This window comes from Radicibacter daui (genome assembly GCA_030657355.1).
GTDB classification, from domain to species: Bacteria; Pseudomonadota; Alphaproteobacteria; order Radicibacterales; family Radicibacteraceae; genus Radicibacter; species Radicibacter daui.
The window spans coordinates 1,589,182-1,605,100 of sequence record CP131056.1 but is presented as its reverse complement, the minus strand read 5'-3'; the positions used below and the strand labels follow the sequence as shown (position 1 = coordinate 1,605,100).

General features: G+C 63.7%; 16 protein-coding genes. 7 read left to right on the top strand and 9 right to left on the bottom strand.

Annotated elements, in window-relative coordinates; translation table 11 throughout:
- Complete coding sequence (locus tag QTL98_RS07565) at positions 1-1,353, bottom strand: YihY family inner membrane protein (RefSeq protein WP_445681610.1); 1,353 nt, start codon at positions 1,351-1,353, stop codon at positions 1-3.
- Positions 1,354-1,563: 210 nt separating this feature from the next.
- Here QTL98_RS07565 and fabI point away from each other — a divergent pair, with 210 nt between their 5' ends.
- From fabI to QTL98_RS07550, 3 genes are all read left to right on the top strand, one after another.
- Entirely contained in the window at positions 1,564-2,418 is an 855-nt protein-coding gene (fabI, locus tag QTL98_RS07560) for an enoyl-ACP reductase FabI (RefSeq protein WP_445681609.1), read from the top strand.
- Positions 2,419-2,436: 18 nt separating this feature from the next.
- Positions 2,437-3,546 (top strand): chorismate synthase, encoded by a 1,110-nt coding sequence (gene aroC / locus QTL98_RS07555; protein ID WP_445681608.1) that lies wholly within the window; start codon positions 2,437-2,439, stop codon positions 3,544-3,546.
- 79 nt (positions 3,547-3,625) lie between these two features.
- Positions 3,626-5,353 (top strand): S49 family peptidase, encoded by a 1,728-nt coding sequence (locus QTL98_RS07550; protein ID WP_445681607.1) that lies wholly within the window; start codon positions 3,626-3,628, stop codon positions 5,351-5,353.
- A 57-nt stretch (positions 5,354-5,410) separates the two neighbouring features.
- On the opposite strand, the gene QTL98_RS07545 is transcribed toward QTL98_RS07550, so the two are convergent.
- Together QTL98_RS07545 and QTL98_RS07540 are read right to left on the bottom strand one after the other, a co-directional pair.
- Positions 5,411-5,554 carry an entericidin A/B family lipoprotein gene (locus QTL98_RS07545; protein WP_445681606.1) on the bottom strand — a complete coding sequence of 48 codons (144 nt, stop codon included), beginning with the start codon at positions 5,552-5,554 and terminating at the stop codon, positions 5,411-5,413.
- A 236-nt stretch (positions 5,555-5,790) separates the two neighbouring features.
- Positions 5,791-5,940 (bottom strand): hypothetical protein, encoded by a 150-nt coding sequence (locus tag QTL98_RS07540; protein WP_445681605.1) that lies wholly within the window; start codon positions 5,938-5,940, stop codon positions 5,791-5,793.
- Positions 5,941-6,160: 220 nt separating this feature from the next.
- Between QTL98_RS07540 and QTL98_RS07535 the strand changes: the two genes are divergently transcribed.
- The 4 genes from QTL98_RS07535 (at position 6,161) to QTL98_RS07520 (ending at position 10,020) form a co-directional block, all read left to right on the top strand.
- A complete protein-coding gene (locus QTL98_RS07535; RefSeq protein ID WP_445681604.1) occupies positions 6,161-6,481 on the top strand; it encodes a DUF2849 domain-containing protein in 321 nt (106 codons plus the stop codon).
- 83 nt (positions 6,482-6,564) lie between these two features.
- The gene (locus tag QTL98_RS07530; protein WP_445681603.1) at positions 6,565-8,235 is read left to right on the top strand and encodes a nitrite/sulfite reductase; all 1,671 of its coding nucleotides are present in this window, start codon (positions 6,565-6,567) and stop codon (positions 8,233-8,235) included.
- Positions 8,222-8,749 carry a DUF934 domain-containing protein gene (locus tag QTL98_RS07525; protein WP_445681602.1) on the top strand — a complete coding sequence of 176 codons (528 nt, stop codon included), beginning with the start codon at positions 8,222-8,224 and terminating at the stop codon, positions 8,747-8,749. Before QTL98_RS07530 ends, QTL98_RS07525 begins: the two co-directional genes overlap by 14 nt.
- A gap of 155 nt (positions 8,750-8,904) precedes the next feature.
- Positions 8,905-10,020: a putative sugar O-methyltransferase gene (locus tag QTL98_RS07520; RefSeq protein WP_445681601.1), complete on the top strand. Its 1,116-nt coding sequence runs from the start codon at positions 8,905-8,907 to the stop codon at positions 10,018-10,020.
- Positions 10,021-10,024: 4 nt separating this feature from the next.
- On the opposite strand, the gene QTL98_RS07515 is transcribed toward QTL98_RS07520, so the two are convergent.
- Genes QTL98_RS07515 through QTL98_RS07490 form a run of 6 tightly spaced genes read right to left on the bottom strand, consistent with a single transcriptional unit; the run spans position 10,025 to position 15,829 of the window.
- Entirely contained in the window at positions 10,025-10,855 is an 831-nt protein-coding gene (locus QTL98_RS07515; protein ID WP_445681600.1) for a class I SAM-dependent methyltransferase, read from the bottom strand.
- Positions 10,856-10,871: 16 nt separating this feature from the next.
- A complete protein-coding gene (locus QTL98_RS07510; protein ID WP_445681599.1) occupies positions 10,872-11,891 on the bottom strand; it encodes a TIGR00180 family glycosyltransferase in 1,020 nt (339 codons plus the stop codon).
- A 19-nt stretch (positions 11,892-11,910) separates the two neighbouring features.
- Positions 11,911-12,906, bottom strand: a complete 996-nt coding sequence (locus QTL98_RS07505; RefSeq protein WP_445681598.1) for a GHMP family kinase ATP-binding protein — start codon at positions 12,904-12,906, stop codon at positions 11,911-11,913.
- Entirely contained in the window at positions 12,903-13,658 is a 756-nt protein-coding gene (locus QTL98_RS07500) for a nucleotidyltransferase family protein (protein WP_445681597.1), read from the bottom strand. The genes QTL98_RS07505 and QTL98_RS07500 overlap by 4 nt, the downstream gene beginning before the upstream one ends.
- A 30-nt stretch (positions 13,659-13,688) precedes the next feature.
- Positions 13,689-14,630, bottom strand: a complete 942-nt coding sequence (locus QTL98_RS07495) for an NAD-dependent epimerase/dehydratase family protein (RefSeq protein ID WP_445681596.1) — start codon at positions 14,628-14,630, stop codon at positions 13,689-13,691.
- Positions 14,631-14,653: 23 nt separating this feature from the next.
- Entirely contained in the window at positions 14,654-15,829 is a 1,176-nt protein-coding gene (locus tag QTL98_RS07490; protein WP_445681595.1) for a DegT/DnrJ/EryC1/StrS family aminotransferase, read from the bottom strand.
- Positions 15,830-15,919: the final 90 nt, after the last annotated feature.

Below are 15,919 nucleotides of genomic sequence, written 5' to 3'. Positions count from 1 at the left end.
TTACCTGACCGCCTTCAGCGCCTCTGCCCCCGGACGGTCAGCGACCTTTCCCTCGGATGCGGGCCGGGGCGGTAACGCCTCCACCAGATCGGCAACGCTGATCGCCAGCTGCTGCTCCTCGGTTGCCGCCAGCTTCTGCATCAGGCCGATGAAGGGCTTTTGCCAATCCGGCGCCAGAGCCGGATCGGGCAATCCCTGATCGGCGGCAAGGCCAAGCCCGACCTTGAGCTGCCACAGCGACAGCCCATGGATATCGCAGGCGATAAAGAGCTTTTCATGCTCGTTGCGGGCAAGATACCCCGCCGTCTGCAGCCGCTCCGTCATCGGTTCAATCAGGGCATTCGGCCGGCGCAGCAACTGCACCAGCCCTTCGCGGTCAATCCCGCGCCGATCCAGCGAAAGCTCGCGAAAGATGCCTAGCGCGAGGGAGAGCTGTGAGCCTTGCAGCCACTGGTTTTCTTCTCCCTTCTCGCCGGCACCCGCCCGCCATTCGGGAAGGCAGGCCGCAATCACGCCGCCTGCCAGCACCGAACTCCAGAGCAGATAGACCCAGAGCAGGAAGATCATCAGCGTGGAAAGCGCGCCGTAAATGCTGCCATAGGCCGGATAGGCCCTGAGATAGAGACCGAAACAGAACTTGGCGGCTTCCAGGATCACCGTTGCCACCACCGCGCCCGTGCAGGCATCGAGCCAGCGCACCTTGCGGTTGGGCAGCAGACCATAGAGCAACGAGAGCAGCAGAAGCTCCGCCAGCACGGGCAGCGAGCGCACACCGAGTTCCCAGGCAAAGGCCATCCTGTCTACGCCCGCGCCGCGCAGCAGGCGGAAAAACCAGTCCGATGCCAGAACGGCGACGGTGAACAGGATGGGCCCAAGGCTCAGCAGTGCCCAGTAGGAGAGCACGCGCAGTCCCGTCGGGCGCGACCGGCGCACCCGCCAGATGCGGTTGAAGGTGGTTTCGATGTTGGAGACCAGCATCAGGCTGGTAATGACCAGCAAGATCGTACCTGCCGCGCCGATGCGCTCGGCCCGGGCGGTGAACTGGGTGATGTAGCGCCCCACCGCTTCACCGATCTCCGGCACCAGCATGCTCATGATCGAGGCCTGGACCGAGGAAATGTGGCCGCTGAAATTCGACATGGCCGACAGGACCGACACCCACACCGTTACCAGCGGCACCAGCGCCAGCAGCGAATTGTAGGTCAGTGCCGGAATGGCCTGCTGCAACCGGTCTTCCCGGATGCGGCGCACGACAAGCCGGACGAAACGGGCCCCCCGGCCCGCCAGCAGTCTTGCCTGCAACCGGCGCAGGCTCTTGCGCATTTCCACCATCGAACCCCCGATGGGCACCACGCCCTGGCAACAACCGCCTTTTACAGAAGTGCCCCCGCACTTCAACAACACCAGCAGCTTGCCCGGTTTCGTTGACCGGTCAATAGGTTGGTGTAGGATGCGCCACCAACCGCCAGCCTGCCACATTGCGCCGCACCCAAAGCGCGGCGATGCCCGGACCGGCTGAGCCGGATTGCCAATAATGTTTCAAGCGGAAGGATAACCGCAACCATGACCGACCTGAGCGATCTGCCTACCGGCTCCCTGATGCAGGGCAAACGCGGCCTGATCATGGGTGTCGCCAATGACCGTTCGCTGGCCTGGGGCATTGCCCGTGCCGTGGCTGCGCAGGGCGCCCGCCTCGCCTTCACCTACCAGGGTGACGCGCTGAAGAAGCGCGTGGTGCCGTTGGCCGAGCAGATCGGCGTCGAGCACGTGCTGGAATGCGACGTAGGCTCGGACGAAGCGCTGGATGCGACTTTTGCCGAGATCAAGGACAAGTGGGGCGGCCTCGACTTCGTGGTTCACGCCATCGGCTTTTCCGACAAGCGCGAACTCGACGGGCGTTATGTGGACACCACCCGCGCCAACTTCGCCCTCACCATGGACATCTCCTGCTTCAGTTTCACCGCTGTTGCCCAGCGCGCCGCCGCGCTGATGGGCCCGGGCGGCTCCATGCTCACCCTCACCTATTTCGGCGCCGAGAAGGTGATGCCCCACTATAACGTGATGGGCGTCGCCAAAGCCGCGCTGGAAGCCTCGGTGCGTTACCTCGCCGAGGACCTGGGCAAGGACGGCATCCGCGTCAATTCCATCTCCGCCGGCCCGATCAAGACGCTCGCCGCCTCCGGCATTGGCGACTTCCGCTTCATCCTGAAGTGGAACGAGTTCAACGCCCCGCTGCGCCGCAACGTCTCTATCGAAGATGTCGGTCTCTCCGGCCTTTATCTGCTCTCCGACCTGTCGCGCGGCGTTACCGGTGAGACGCACCATGTCGATGCCGGTTACCATGCCGTCGGCATGGTTGCCGTCGACACGGCCGGCGACACCGCCGAACTGCTCTCCGGCATGGCCAACAAGGCTTAAGAGAAACGGACCGGTACGATGGCGGGTAACAGCTTCGGCGAATTCTTCCGGTTCACCACCTTCGGTGAAAGCCACGGGCCTGAAATCGGCTGCGTGGTGGATGGGGTGCCGCCGCAGGTCCCGCTGTCGGCCGAGGATCTCCAGCCGTGGCTTGACCTGCGCAAGCCCGGCCAGTCGCGCTTTACCACGCAGCGCCGCGAGGACGATGCCGTGCGCATCGTCTCCGGCGTGTTTGAAGGCAAGACGACAGGCACTCCCGTCGGGCTCATGATTGCCAACACCGATCAGCGCTCGAAGGATTATTCCGAGATCGCCGAGAAGTTCCGCCCCGGCCATGCGGACTATACCTACTGGAAGAAATACGGCATCCGCGACTATCGCGGCGGCGGACGTTCCTCCGCCCGAGAGACGGCGATGCGCGTTGCCGCCGGCGGCGTTGCCCGGCAGGTGCTCTCCCACTTCCTCGGCAACAAATTCTCCCTGCGCGGCGCCTTGATCCAGATGGGGCCCCATACGCTCGACCGCAGCCGCTGGGACTGGTCCGAGGTTGGCAACAACCCCTTCTTCTGCCCCGACCCGGTCGCTGCCGAAGAGTGGGCGAACGCACTTGATGCTGCCCGCAAGAGCGGCAGTTCCTTCGGCGCGGTGGTCGAGGTGGTGGCCGAAGGTGTGCCGCCCGGCCTTGGCGAGCCGATCTACGGCAAGCTCGACAGCGACCTTGCCGCGGCGATGATGACCATCAATGCCGTGAAGGGCGTGGAGATCGGCGACGGTTTTGCCGCCGCGGCCTATAGCGGCGAAGAAAATGCCGATGAAATGCGCATGGGCGAAAATGGCGAGGTCCAGTTCCTCTCCAACCACGCCGGCGGCATTCTGGGCGGCATTTCCAGCGGCCAGCCGGTGGTCGTGCGCTTTGCCGTCAAGCCGACCAGCTCCATTCTCCAGCCCCGCCGCACTGTGACCATTCACGGCGAAGATGCGGATATCGTGACCAAGGGCCGGCATGATCCCTGCGTGGGCATTCGTGCCGTTCCCGTCGGTGAGGCCATGATGGCCATCGTGCTGGCAGATCATCTGCTGCGCCACCGCGCCCAGTGCGGCGTTTTCCCTGAAAGCACCCTGCCTTGACAGTCCGCCGCCAGGCATTCCTCCAAGGGAGGCATGACCGGGCGGCTGTTCAACGCGTCACCGCAGCAAAGGCCCGCTTATGGTGAAGTTTATCGTTCGATTGTTCGCGATCATCGGCCTTCTGGCGGTGATCCTTGTTGCCGGCGGCATTTTCCTGGCCGGCAAGCTGCTGCCGTCCAGACCGGAACTGCCGGACAACGTCGTCCTGACGCTCGATCTGCGCAACGGTCTGCCCGACAGTTCGGCCAACTCGGCCCTTGCCCCGCTGGTGGGCGAAGAAAGTTCGCTGCGCGATGTGATCCTGACGCTGACACGCGCGGAGAAGGACCCGCATGTACACGGGCTCGTTGCCTATATCGATGGCAACGCCCTCAGCCTGCCGCAGGCGCAGGAACTGCGCGACGCCGTGCACAGCTTCCGCTCCAGCGGCCGCTTCGCCATGGTGGCCTCCACCGGGCTGGGCGATCTGGGCGATGGCACGATTTCAACTTTCCTCGCCAGCGCCTTCGATCTGGTCGGCGTGCAGCCGCTTGGCGGCGTGGGCCTGACGGGCATCGCGGCACGCCAGCCTTTTGCACGCTCGGCGCTTGAGAAGTGGAAGCTCTCCGCCGAAGGCGAAAAGCGCGGCGCCTACAAGACCGCGCCGGAAATTGCGACCGAAAGCAACATCACGCCCGCCAATCGCGAGATGACGGAGTGGCTGGTGGGCGATATGGGCAGCCAGATTCTCGCCGGGATCGCCGCCGACCGTAACCTGCCGCAGGCCAAGGTACAGTCCCTGCTCGACCAGGGGCCGCTGACCGGCGAAGCCGCCAGGACTGCGGGCCTCATCGACCGTATCGCCTATGTCGACGAGATCGAGGATGCGGCGCTGGAGCGTGCCGGCAAGGGTGCCGAGCTTGTCACCGTCGACGACTACCACGCCGCCGCCGGAAATGGCTGGTCTTCGGATGACCCCACCGTTGCCCTCATCCAGGGCGAAGGCAACATCGTGGGCGGCAGCGCCGGTCCGGGTGGCCCTTTCGACAGCGAATTGATGGCTGCCGACGATATCTCCCAGGGCATTGCCGATGCCGTCTCTTCCGGCGCCAGGGCCATCGTCCTGCGCCTCAACACCGGCGGCGGTTCGGCCAGCGCTTCGGAGACCATCCGCCGCGCGATCCAGAAAGCCCAGAAGGCCGGCGTCAAGGTCGTCGTCTCCATGGCCGATGTCGCCGCTTCGGGCGGATACTGGGTAGCGAGCGCCGCCGACCGCATCGTTGCCGAACCGGCAACGCTCACCGGCTCCATCGGCGTCTTCTCCGGCAAGATCGTGACCGACGCCTTCTGGCAGGAACTGGGGGTCAACTGGGCGGAAACCCGCTTCGGTGCCAATGCCGGCATGTGGGGCGGCGGTTCCTTCACCCCGGCCGAGCAGGAGCGCCTGGGCGAGGTGACGGATGTCATCTATCACGGCTTTATCAGCCGCGTGGCCGAGGCCCGGCACCTGACGCCGGAAGCCGTGGAAGCGATTGCCGAAGGCCGGGTGTGGACCGGAAGACAGGCACAGGAAAAGGGGCTGGTCGATGTGCTGGGCGGGCTCGATACCGCCATCGACGAGGCCCGCCGGCTTGCCGATATCAAGGGCGACGCACAGCTCGAAGTCTTTCCGAAGCCGAGCGGCATGCTGGAAGAACTGCTGGCCATGGTCAGCAATCCTGGCCTGCACGCCGTGCTCAAGACCGCCACCAGCCTTTATCTGGCTGCGACGGAAAGCGCGGAAAGCCGCAGCGTACGCATGGAGCCCGTGGGCCTTAACGGTAACTGACCGGAAGAAAGAAACCGGGGACGGGAAAAGGCCAGCCGCGCTCCGGCTGGCCTTTTGTCATGGCGCGGCGTTCTGGACCGCCTGCCCCATGCGCTCGATATCCCTGCCGGCCCCCCGCATGGTGTTTCCGCAGGCGGAAAGCAGCGGCACGGTAGCGGCAAGCAGCAGGGCACACAGGGCAAGATGCGCAAGTCGGCGCATGATCGGACCTCGTCCTTCAGGTTCATTCCCGGCGCCCGGCAGAGACGGGCGTTTCGCATCGCGGAGAATGGCGCGAAGCCGCGCACCAAGGCAAGCCCGTCGACCCGGCAAGCACTGTCCGGAAACGCACAAGGGGCGGCCCGCTTATTCAAGGCGGGCCGCCCCTTGTCATATCCGCCCGCGGTGACCCTTGGACAATGGGGCCGGGCGGCGTTACCGGTCAGATCCGGGAAGGGTTAGTCGGTGGCATCTTCCACTTCGTTGCCCATCTTCTGGATGTCATCGCCCGCGCCTTCGACGGTGTGCGAACACGCGGCGATCGAGACGGCAGCGGACGACAGCAGGCCAAGCAGAATGAGGGCGCGCACGGTAGCGGACATGGACATTTCCTCTTCACTGATGTGTGGCATCGGTTGCAGGAGTAACGCCGATAAACAGGCCGGGGTTCCGAACCAGCCCATTTCAACACCGATACCCGTGTGATTTGCATTACAGGGAACGCTGCGGTGCGGCAGTTTTCCATTGCCAAAAGACACCGGACCCGCCATTCTACATAAAAATCAGATTAAACAATCTTGACTTGTGAATAGTTGGAGCCGCCTGCGCATGGCCGAGCAGATCGTGACCGCCAATCGCCTGAATGACGGGATCGTCGTGTATTTTGCCGGCGATGCCCGCTGGGTGGCCGACATCAATGAAGCCAGGCTGTGTCCGGCCGGCAAGGATGCCGGCGAGGCCCTGCTGGCCGAAGCCAAGACCGGCAGCTATCAGGCGACTGCCGTAGATCCTTACCTGATGGATGTGGTGCGCGATGCCGAAGGCCGGCTGGAGCCGACCAAGTATCGCGAGAAGATCCGCACTCTGGGCCCCAGTGTCCGGCTGGATCTCGGCAAGCAGGTATGGGGCCCCAAGGGCCACGCGGCCTGAAGCAGGCCTTCCAGGCGATATCAGGAACAAGCGCCAGCTGCCCTCTTCCGGCCCTGGCCTGAACTGACAGGTTTGATCGAGCGATGTACCGTTACGACGAATTCGACCGCACGCTGGTGCTGGAACGTGCCCGCCAGTTCCGCAACCAGGTGGCCCGCCGCCAGTCCGGCGAGATCACCGAGGACCAGTTCAAGCCGCTGCGCCTGATGAACGGTGTTTATCTGCAGCTGCACGCCTACATGCTGCGTATCAACATCCCCTACGGCACGCTCTCCAGCCGCCAGATGCGCACGCTCGCCCATGTCGCCCGCACCTATGACAAGGGCTATGGCCATTTCACCACCCGGCAGAACATCCAGTACAACTGGCCGACGCTGGAAGAGATCCCCGAGATTCTGGAAGTGCTGGCCGAGGCCGAGATGCATGGCATCCAGTCGTCCGGCAACTGCATCCGCAACGTGACGGCCGACCAGTATGGCGGCGTTGTCGCCGAAGAGGTGGAAGACCCGCGCGTATGGTCCGAGCTGGTGCGCCAGTGGTCGACCCTGCACCCGGAATTCAGCTTCCTGCCGCGCAAGTTCAAGATCGCCGTCACCGGCTCGCCCAGCGACCGGGCTGCCGTCAAGGTGCACGATATCGGCCTGCGTGCCCACAAGAACGCCGAAGGCAAGATCGGCTTCGAGATCATCGTCGGCGGCGGCCTTGGCCGCACCCCCTATATCGGCAAGACGATTGCCGAGTTCATGCCGGCCGAGCATCTGCTGAGCTATCTGGAAGCCATCCTGCGCGTCTATAACCGCTATGGCCGCCGCGATAACAAGTACAAGGCCCGCATCAAGATCCTCGTCGACGATATCGGCATCGAGGAATATCGCCGTCAGGCCGACGAGGAATGGGAAAGCCTGAAGGACGGTGCCCTCACCGTGCCGCAGGAAGAGGTGGAGCGCATCCGCGCCTACTTCGCCCCGCCGGCCTATGAGACGCTACCGGCCAGGGACAGCGGCTATGAGGCAAAGCTGTTCGAGGATGCCGAATTCCGCGCCTGGGCCAAGGTGGCGATCACCGCGCACCGCCAGCCGGGTTATGCCATCGTCGACATTTCGCTGAAGCCCATCGGCGGCATTCCCGGCGACGCCTCTGCCGACCAGATGGACGCGCTGGCGGACCTTGCCGACGAATACAGCCTCAGCGAACTGCGCGTGGCGCATGAGCAGAACCTTGTGCTGCCGAACGTGCGCCAGAGCGACCTTTACGCCCTGTGGCAGAAGCTGAAGGCGCATGACCTCGCGACCGCCAATATCGGCCTTATCAGCGATGTCATCGCCTGCCCGGGCATGGATTACTGCGCGCTGGCAACGGCCCGCTCCATCCCGGTGGCCCAGCGCCTGTCGAAGCATTTCGCCAGCCTCGAAAAGCAACACGATATCGGCCGACTGCATGTCAACATCTCCGGCTGCATCAATGCCTGCGCCCATCACCATGTCGGCCATATCGGCATTCTGGGCGTCGACAAGCGCGGCGAGGAATTTTACCAGATCACCATCGGTGGCCGGGCGGACGAGTTCGCCAAACTCGGCGACCGTGTAGGCCCCGCTGTCAGCTATGACCGCGTGATCGATGCCATCGACGTGATCGTGAACACCTACCTGAAGCTGCGTCAGCCGGGCGAGAAGTTCATCGCCACGGTCGAGCGGCTCGGTATCGGGCCGTTCAAGGAAGCTTTTGCTGAGGAGAATCTCGATGCCGCTGCTTGAGAACGGCCATATCGTCGAGGATACGTGGCAGACGCTGACGGAAGAAGACCCGTCGCCGGCAAACCCCGCTGCCGCCGTGATTGTGCCCTTCGCCCGTTATCTGGCGGAGCGTGAGGCCTGGGCCGCGCATGAAGGCCCACTGGGCCTTGCGGTCAAGGCCGGCGAGGATGTGGAGCAGCTGACGGCAGAGGACCTCTCCCGCGTCAGCCTCGTCGCGCTCGACTTCCCCAAGTTCAATGACGGCCGTGCCTTTTCCAGCGCCCGCATCCTGCGCGAGCGGCTGGGCTTTACCGGCCGCATCCGCGCCACCGGCGAAGTGCTGCGCGACCAGCTGCTGTTCATGCAGCGCTGCGGCTTCGACAGCTACCTGATCCCGCGTGCCGATGCCGAAGAGGCCTGGGCGGCAGCGCTCAAGGAACTGTCGGTCTGGTACCAGCCGACGGCCGACGGCCGCCCCTGGATCACCGCGCTGCGCACCGGCCGCTGGGAGCGGCAGGAGCAGGCGGCGGAGTAACCAGCTGTCCGTACAGACGACCAGATCAAAAAGGGAAGGCCCCGCGCCTTCCCTTTTTCTTTGGCTGGGCCATCGATCACGCGCGGTTTATTTTGCCTGTTCACAGCCAAAGCCGTACAAATAAAGGCAATTACCCGACCGACGAGGAGAGAAACGTGGCGTGGCAACCGAGACTGAACGGTTTTCTTTTCTCCGACGCCTCCTCCGCACTTTCCCAACAGGAATTCGATAATATCAACGCCATTCTCGGCGGGATCGAAGGGCTGATTGCCCGCCGGCAGGCGCTGACCAGCGAAGGCAGGCTGGATGCAACCGCCCAGCCCTCCGGCAACTGGGATCCGACCAAGAAGCAGGTCTATGAGATCGACGCCCAGACGACGTCCTTCATGACCAGCTTTGCCCTGCTGATGCAGCGCGACTACGACATCCTCAAGAAGCTGCGCCTCTATTCGCAGGCTTTTTCCGGTTATCAGCTGGCAACGCTGGCCCCTGCGGTGCACCGCCCGTGGATCCGCGAAAAGCTGCCGGCGGACTATGATCGCTTCCTGCGCATGCTGGTCGGCAACCCGGACGAAAGCGTCCATAAGTTCTGCAACACGGCCAACCAGTTGCCGGAGGCCTACCGCTTTTCCTTCCCGGCCAAATTCGGCGAGATCGGCTGGATCGTCGACGACATGGTGCTGAGCAAGGATACCTGGATGTATCTGGAGCGCATCTGCCTGCTGCATGAATGCGGCATCCTGCCGGCGCTCATCGAAAAGTCGAAGACCACCACCGTCCGGATCATGGAGATCGGCAGCGGGTTCGGGGGCCTTGCCTATTTCCTGAAGCGCATCATCCCCAACAGCCGCATCGTGCTGATCGACCTGCCGGAATCGCTGGCCTTCTGCCTCAGTTATCTGGCGACCGTCTTTCCGGGCATCTCGCACGCGCTGGTGACCACGGCCGACTATCCCGTGCCGGAAGGGCCGGGCTTTACCTATGTCAGCAACTACGACGCCCCGTCGCTGCAGGTGCCCAACCTCGATCTTGCCATCAACACCCTCTCCATGGCGGAGATGGAGGACGAGCAGATCATCTCCTACTGCAAGCTGATCCAGCGCTCGCTGGCGCCGGGGGCGCAATTCTTCGAGCAGAATTTCGGCTTCAGCACCAACGCGACTAAGAACCTTGTCGCGGCCATAAGCCAGGTGCTGACCAACCCGCGCCTCATCCAGTCAGCCATCATCCCGACGCTGGAAAAGGGCACACCGCGCCTGTGGAGCGCGTGAGGCGTCAGCCCGAAATCAGGCTCTTCGGCAGTTTCGCCCGGCCGCTCTCGATATCCTCGGCGATAAAGGCCCGCTCCTGCGGGCCGAAATGGGCCGAGACGAAGGCCTTTGACGTGTCGAGGGCGAAGGGACGGAAAACCGACCCTTCCCGGCGCGTGTACCAGAAGCCGTTTTCCATGCCGACCTCACCCAGCTGCTCACCCACCGCGCGAGTCACGCCCACATGCACATTGCCGCGCCCGGGGATGGTCAGCACGTCGACATCCTCCGGATAGGTCGCGGCATCGGGCAGGTCCCTGAGCTGGATTTCAAGGTCGTCGCCTGACAGGATGCCGCCATCGCGCACCAGCGTCTTGCCGATGGAAACATCGAACAGCGCGTCGCGGTAATAGTGCGAGCCGTCGATATAGACGAGGTCAAAACTCTCCGGCGCCAGCAGCGGGCAAATCTCGGTCGAAAAGCCCTTCATCATCACCACGCGCACGCTGTCGCGCTGTTCAATGGCTTTGGCGTTGGAGAGGAACAGCGGCAGCACGCGGCCCTCGCGCGCCCATTCATCCATGCGGCGATAGACCGGACGGTCGCTGTCGATATCGGTTTTGGAGATGTAACCATCCCATGGATCGACGCAGACGATGGTGGAGCCGGCCATGCCGTTGCGGCGCAGCGCCTCCCCCCAGGTGGCGCAGGAGGAGCCGGCCCAGCTGCCGATCTCCAGCATGCGGACCGGCCTGCCGAGCCCGGCAAGCGCGCCGATGGCCGCCGCCATCCACGGGTGGCGAATAACGCGGCCCTGGATCGCCGCGGCGTCGGTGGGGAAATGCAGCTCGCTCATATCCGTCCCTCCCCTTTCAGCCGGCTGCCACCGGCAGCACAGCGGTGCCGCCCAGCACCTGTTCAATCACCTGAAAATCCTTGAGGCCGCGCAGCTGGTTCATCAGCGCCTCGTCATAGGGCTTCTGCACCGGCGGCTGCAGTCCCGTCTCGCGATTCTGGAACTGGAAGGCCAGCAGCTTGGCGGTGTGCCCCCAGAGGATCTCTTCCGCCTTCTTCGTCGCCTCGGCTTCGGAAAGCCCGTCCATCTCCCGCATGATGGCGGCGGCGTTGGTGCGCCACTGCGCCGCCACTTCCGGCCAGATCGGTTTGCAGATCAGCTGGAACATGGTGGTGCGCCGCCAGAGGCCGCCGGAGGTATCGAGTTGCCGCACGGCGCCCAGCGTCGAGAGTGTCTCGATCTTGCCGAGGCCGAGCAGGAACGAGCAGAGGAAAAACTCGTCCGAGAAGTAGCTGAGATGCGGCGGCGCCAGCAGCGCATGCGCCTTGCGCCACACCGAGGTGCGGAAGAGGCTGTAATGCACGCTAAGCGCGATGTTGGCGTAGTTGATCATGCGCTCATAGGCCGTCGCGCCGGTAAGCGGCGGATAGGGCACCACATGCGCGTTGACGATGCTGCCATGGGTGCCGGCAACGCCAATGGTCGCATCCACCCGCTGGCCCCGCGCCCCGCCGACCCCCTCATTCTTTTCCAGGTACTGCTGGCAGAGCTCCAGCCCGATGGTGGAGTGGAAATCATCATCGGCGCAGAAGGTGATGTATTTCGTCTGTGCCAGCTCCCCGGCAAAAACGAAAAGCTGGGTAACATGCACTTCGGGCGGATTGTGCTGGTAGACGAGCCGGCGCAGGTGCGGACCGACCGCGGCACACACGGCCTGGCTTTTTGCCTGCTCCTCTCCCGTGCTGCTGTCCATCACCACGATGTCGCCGGCAAAACCGGCCAGCGCGTAATAACGCAGGCAGCGCTCGAGGAAGACCGAGCGGTTCATCGTCGGGATGAAGATCGTGGTCTCGGCGGCCAGAACCTTGTTCAGCATTGTTTGTCAGCCACCAGCATCAGGAAAGATCGGGTTCGTAGACGACGACACGGCTGCCGGAAGAGCAGATCTTGATGTCGACCTCGACGAGATGATTGAGGCGGGCACGAATGGCTTCGTGCTTGTCCGGCTCGGCAAACACCAGCACGAAACCGCCGCCGCCGGCACCCAGAAGCTTGCCGCCAATGGCGCCTTCCTCACGCGCCGCCGTGTAAATCTCGTCGATCTCCGGCGTGGTGACGCCATCGGTCAGCTCGCGCTTCAGCATCCAGCTGTCATGCAGCAGCATGCCGATATCGCCGATCGGCACCGTGGGGTTGCCGAGCATGCTGGCCGCCTCGTCCACCATCGCGGTCATCGCCCGCACATTGTTGGAGCGCTGGGCAAGGCTGGCAATCTTGCGCTCCGCCACCTGCGCGGCGTAACGCGAGATGCCGGAGAAAAAGAGCATGCAGTGATCTTCCAGCAGGGTCTTGCGCTCCTGCGGCAGCACCAGCGGCTCGACATCGAAGGAACCGTCGGAGAAGAAGCGGATACGGTTGAGCCCGCCATAGGCCGCCCAGATCTGGTCCTGCGAGCCCACCGCCTCGCCGATCACCTTCTGCTCGATACGGATCGCCTCGTTGGCGAGCGATTTGGGCGAAGCGAGCTTGCCCTCCATCGCGTTCAGCGCATTGAGGAGGCCGACGGTAAAAGAGGAAGACGAGCCGAGGCCGGAGCGGGCCGGCAGGTCACCGTCATGATGGATCTCAAGCCCCTGTGTCACCTTCTGGTCGCCCAGCACGGCGCGCACGGCGGGATGCTGGATCTCGCTGATTTCCTTCACATTCTCCACGCGCGAATAAACGATGCGGTGCTTGTGTTCGAAGAAGGGCGGCAGCTTGCGCAGGCTGATATAGCAGTACTTGTTGATGGCAAAACCCAGCACCGCGCCGGAATGGCGGGTAAACCAGGCCGGATAGTCGGAGCCGCCGCCGAAGAGCGAGACGCGGAAGGGCGTTCTGGTAATGATCATGAGTTGGCAACCCCGCCCTTTTCCAGGAACCAGTCCTTGCTGTTGATGTCGGAGAAACTCTCCGGCGTGCCGATATCGACAAAGCGCGTGGGCGGCACGGCATGGGCAAAAAGCCCGTGTCCCGCCATCGGCGTCAGCACATCGCGCTCGAAAGAGGTTGGTTTTTCGCGTGCCATACGGTCCAGCAGCGCGGCGGACAGCAGATAGACCCCGGCATTGATAAGGCCCGGCCGGGCCATCTCCGGGTTCTTCTCCAGAAAGCCGGTAACCCGCCCGCCTTCATCCACCTGCACTTCACCGAACCGGCTGCAATTCTCGACCGGCACGGCGACCAGCGAGAGATCGGCGCCGGAGGCCGCATGGGCCGCCAGAAACGCCGGCAGATCGACATCCACCCAGCTGTCGCCATTAAGCACCAGCACAGGATCGCTGCTAAGCGCGGAGCGGGAAAAGGCGATGGCCCCGCCGGTGCCGAGCGGTGCTGGCTCTGTTACCGTGGCAACATCAAGCGGCGCGGCAAGGCCGGCCAGATGCGCTTCCACCATCGCTGCCTTGTAGCCGAGCGACAGCACGGCGCGGCGAAAGCCGAAGCGGGCAAGCCAGGCCAGCAGATGGTCAAGGAACGGCCGCCCCTGGATGGGCGCCAGCACCTTGGGCGCCTCCGGCACCACGGAGCGCAGGCGCGTGCCAAGGCCGCCGGCAAGCACCAGCACCTCAACCCCGGCCGGGGTTATGGCCGTCTCGGCGCTCAAGACGCCCCTCGCCCTGCTGCCTGGGCCCGCTCAGACATTGCCGTAACGGCTGTTGCGGATCATCTGGTAGCCCTTGATGAGCTCTGCGATGCCGGCATCGAGCGAATGGGCCGGCTTGAAACCGGTGGCCTCGATCTTCTCGTTGGAGACGATGTAGTCGCGCTTGTCCGGATCCTCGCCCACCGGCGCCTCGACCGGCACGAATTTGGGCAGGAACTTCTGGATGCGACCACACAGCTCCAGCTTGGAGAGGTTGGCATCGGACAGGCCGACATTATAGGCCTCGCCCTTCATCGCCTCAAACTTGCCGAGACCGTGGATGAAGGCCCGCGTCACGTCGCGCACATGGATGTAGTTGCGCTTGAAGTGGCCTTCAAACAGCACCACAGCGCGATCATTGACGGCGCGGTAGACGAAATCATTTACCAGCAGGTCAAGGCGCATGCGCGGTGCCATGCCGAACACGGTGGCAAGGCGAAAGCTGATGGCATTGCCATGCGCCAGCACAGCGGCCTCGACCTCTACCTTGTGTTTGCCGTAGAGCGAGATGGGGCGCATCGGCGTTTCTTCGGTGCAGAACTTACCTGCTTCGCCGACGCCATAACCGCTGTTGGTGATCGGCATGAGGATGCGCTGGTCTTTCGACAGCGCCTTCATCATGCCCAGCGGCGCTTCAAGGTTCACCTGCTCGGCGGCGTAAGGGTCGCGGTTGCAGAGCGGTGCGCCGACAAGGGCGGCCAGCGGGATGATCACATCCGCCTTGGCCATCAGTTTGGCCATCAGGGCCTTGTCGCGGATATCGCCGCGCAGCAGGTCAAACTTCGGGTTGGCGCAGCAATGGCCGAGGGAGGCCTGGTCGAACATGAAATTGTCGACCACCGTCACCTCATGCCCCAGCGCCAGCAGCTCCGGCACCATGATGCCGCCGAGATAACCGGCGCCGCCCGTCACGAGAATCTTGTAGTTATCCATTTGTCCTGAACTCTCCTGAAGGCTCAGCGCGCGCAGGCGCCGTCGAGCACCGAATAGAGCTTCTCGATGCGGTCCGAGATGTCGAAGGGCTGATTGCCGACAAAGAAGCCCCAGTCATGGGCGGTGAAGGCGTTCTTCACCTCGCCGACCATCTCGTAGTCATAGAACTTCATGACATCGTGCCGAAGGATGCAGCCGCCGGTGATGATGCGGTAGCCGATATCCGCCTTCGTCAGCGCGGCAAAGGCCGCCTTGCGGTCCAGCTTCAGCGCCGGGTTGAGGATGATGGTGAAGGAGAAGGTGGAGCTGCGGCCGGTCTCGCGCTGGATGATGAAGCGCTCGTCCCCGCCAAAGAGCTTCTGGAACACGGCGAGGTTCTTGCGCCGCTCGGCAGTGAAGCCCGGCAGCTTCTTCAGCTGCTCGCGCCCGATGGCGCCGCTCATCTCCAGCGGTCGCACATTGTAACCCGGCAGGATAAAGCGATAGGCCTCGAAGAAATCCTCGTCCCGCCGCTCGAAGATGGGCGACGGGCCGGCCGGCAGGTCACGCGTCCAGCCATGGGCGCGCAGGGCCAGCAGCAGGTGATAAAGCTCCTCGTCATCCGTCAGCACCATGCCGCCCTCCATGGTGGCGATATGGTGGGAGAAGAAGAAGCTGAAGGTGGTGACGTCGCCAAAGGTGCCGGCCTTCTTGCCATTCAGCTCGGCATCAAGGCTCTCGCAGTTGTCCTCGATGAAATAGAGCCCGTGCTTGTCGGCAAAGGCGCGCATGACATCGAGCGCTGCCGGATTGCCGAGAATGCTGACCGCCATGATGGCGCGCGTTTTCGGGGTAATCGCGGCTTCCAGCTGCGAGACATCGATATTGAGCGTCTCCAGCTCCACATCGACGATGCGCAGCTTGAGGCCATATTGCTGGAGCGGGTGATAGGTCGTGCTCCAGGAGATGGCGGGCACGATCACCTCGTCCCCGCGCTGGAGCGGCCGGTCCTTCTTGAAGCACAGGCTCGCCACCGCGATGAGGTTGGCGGAAGAGCCGGAATTGACCATCACGCCATAACGCTTGCCGTGATAGGCCGCGAACTCGTTCTGGAACGCCTTGACCTCGTCGCCCATGGTCAGCCGGTCGCGGTCGATCACGCGCTGGATGGCATCGGTCTCTTCTTTGCCCCAGGTGGAGGCGGCAAGCTCGTAATACATCTGGGTTGCTTCCTGGCCAGTCTGGTCCTGGTCCGGTCTGGTGGGGACAGGCGCGCCCGGCGGGGCGCCTCGTCAGGGAAGGAAGGGAAG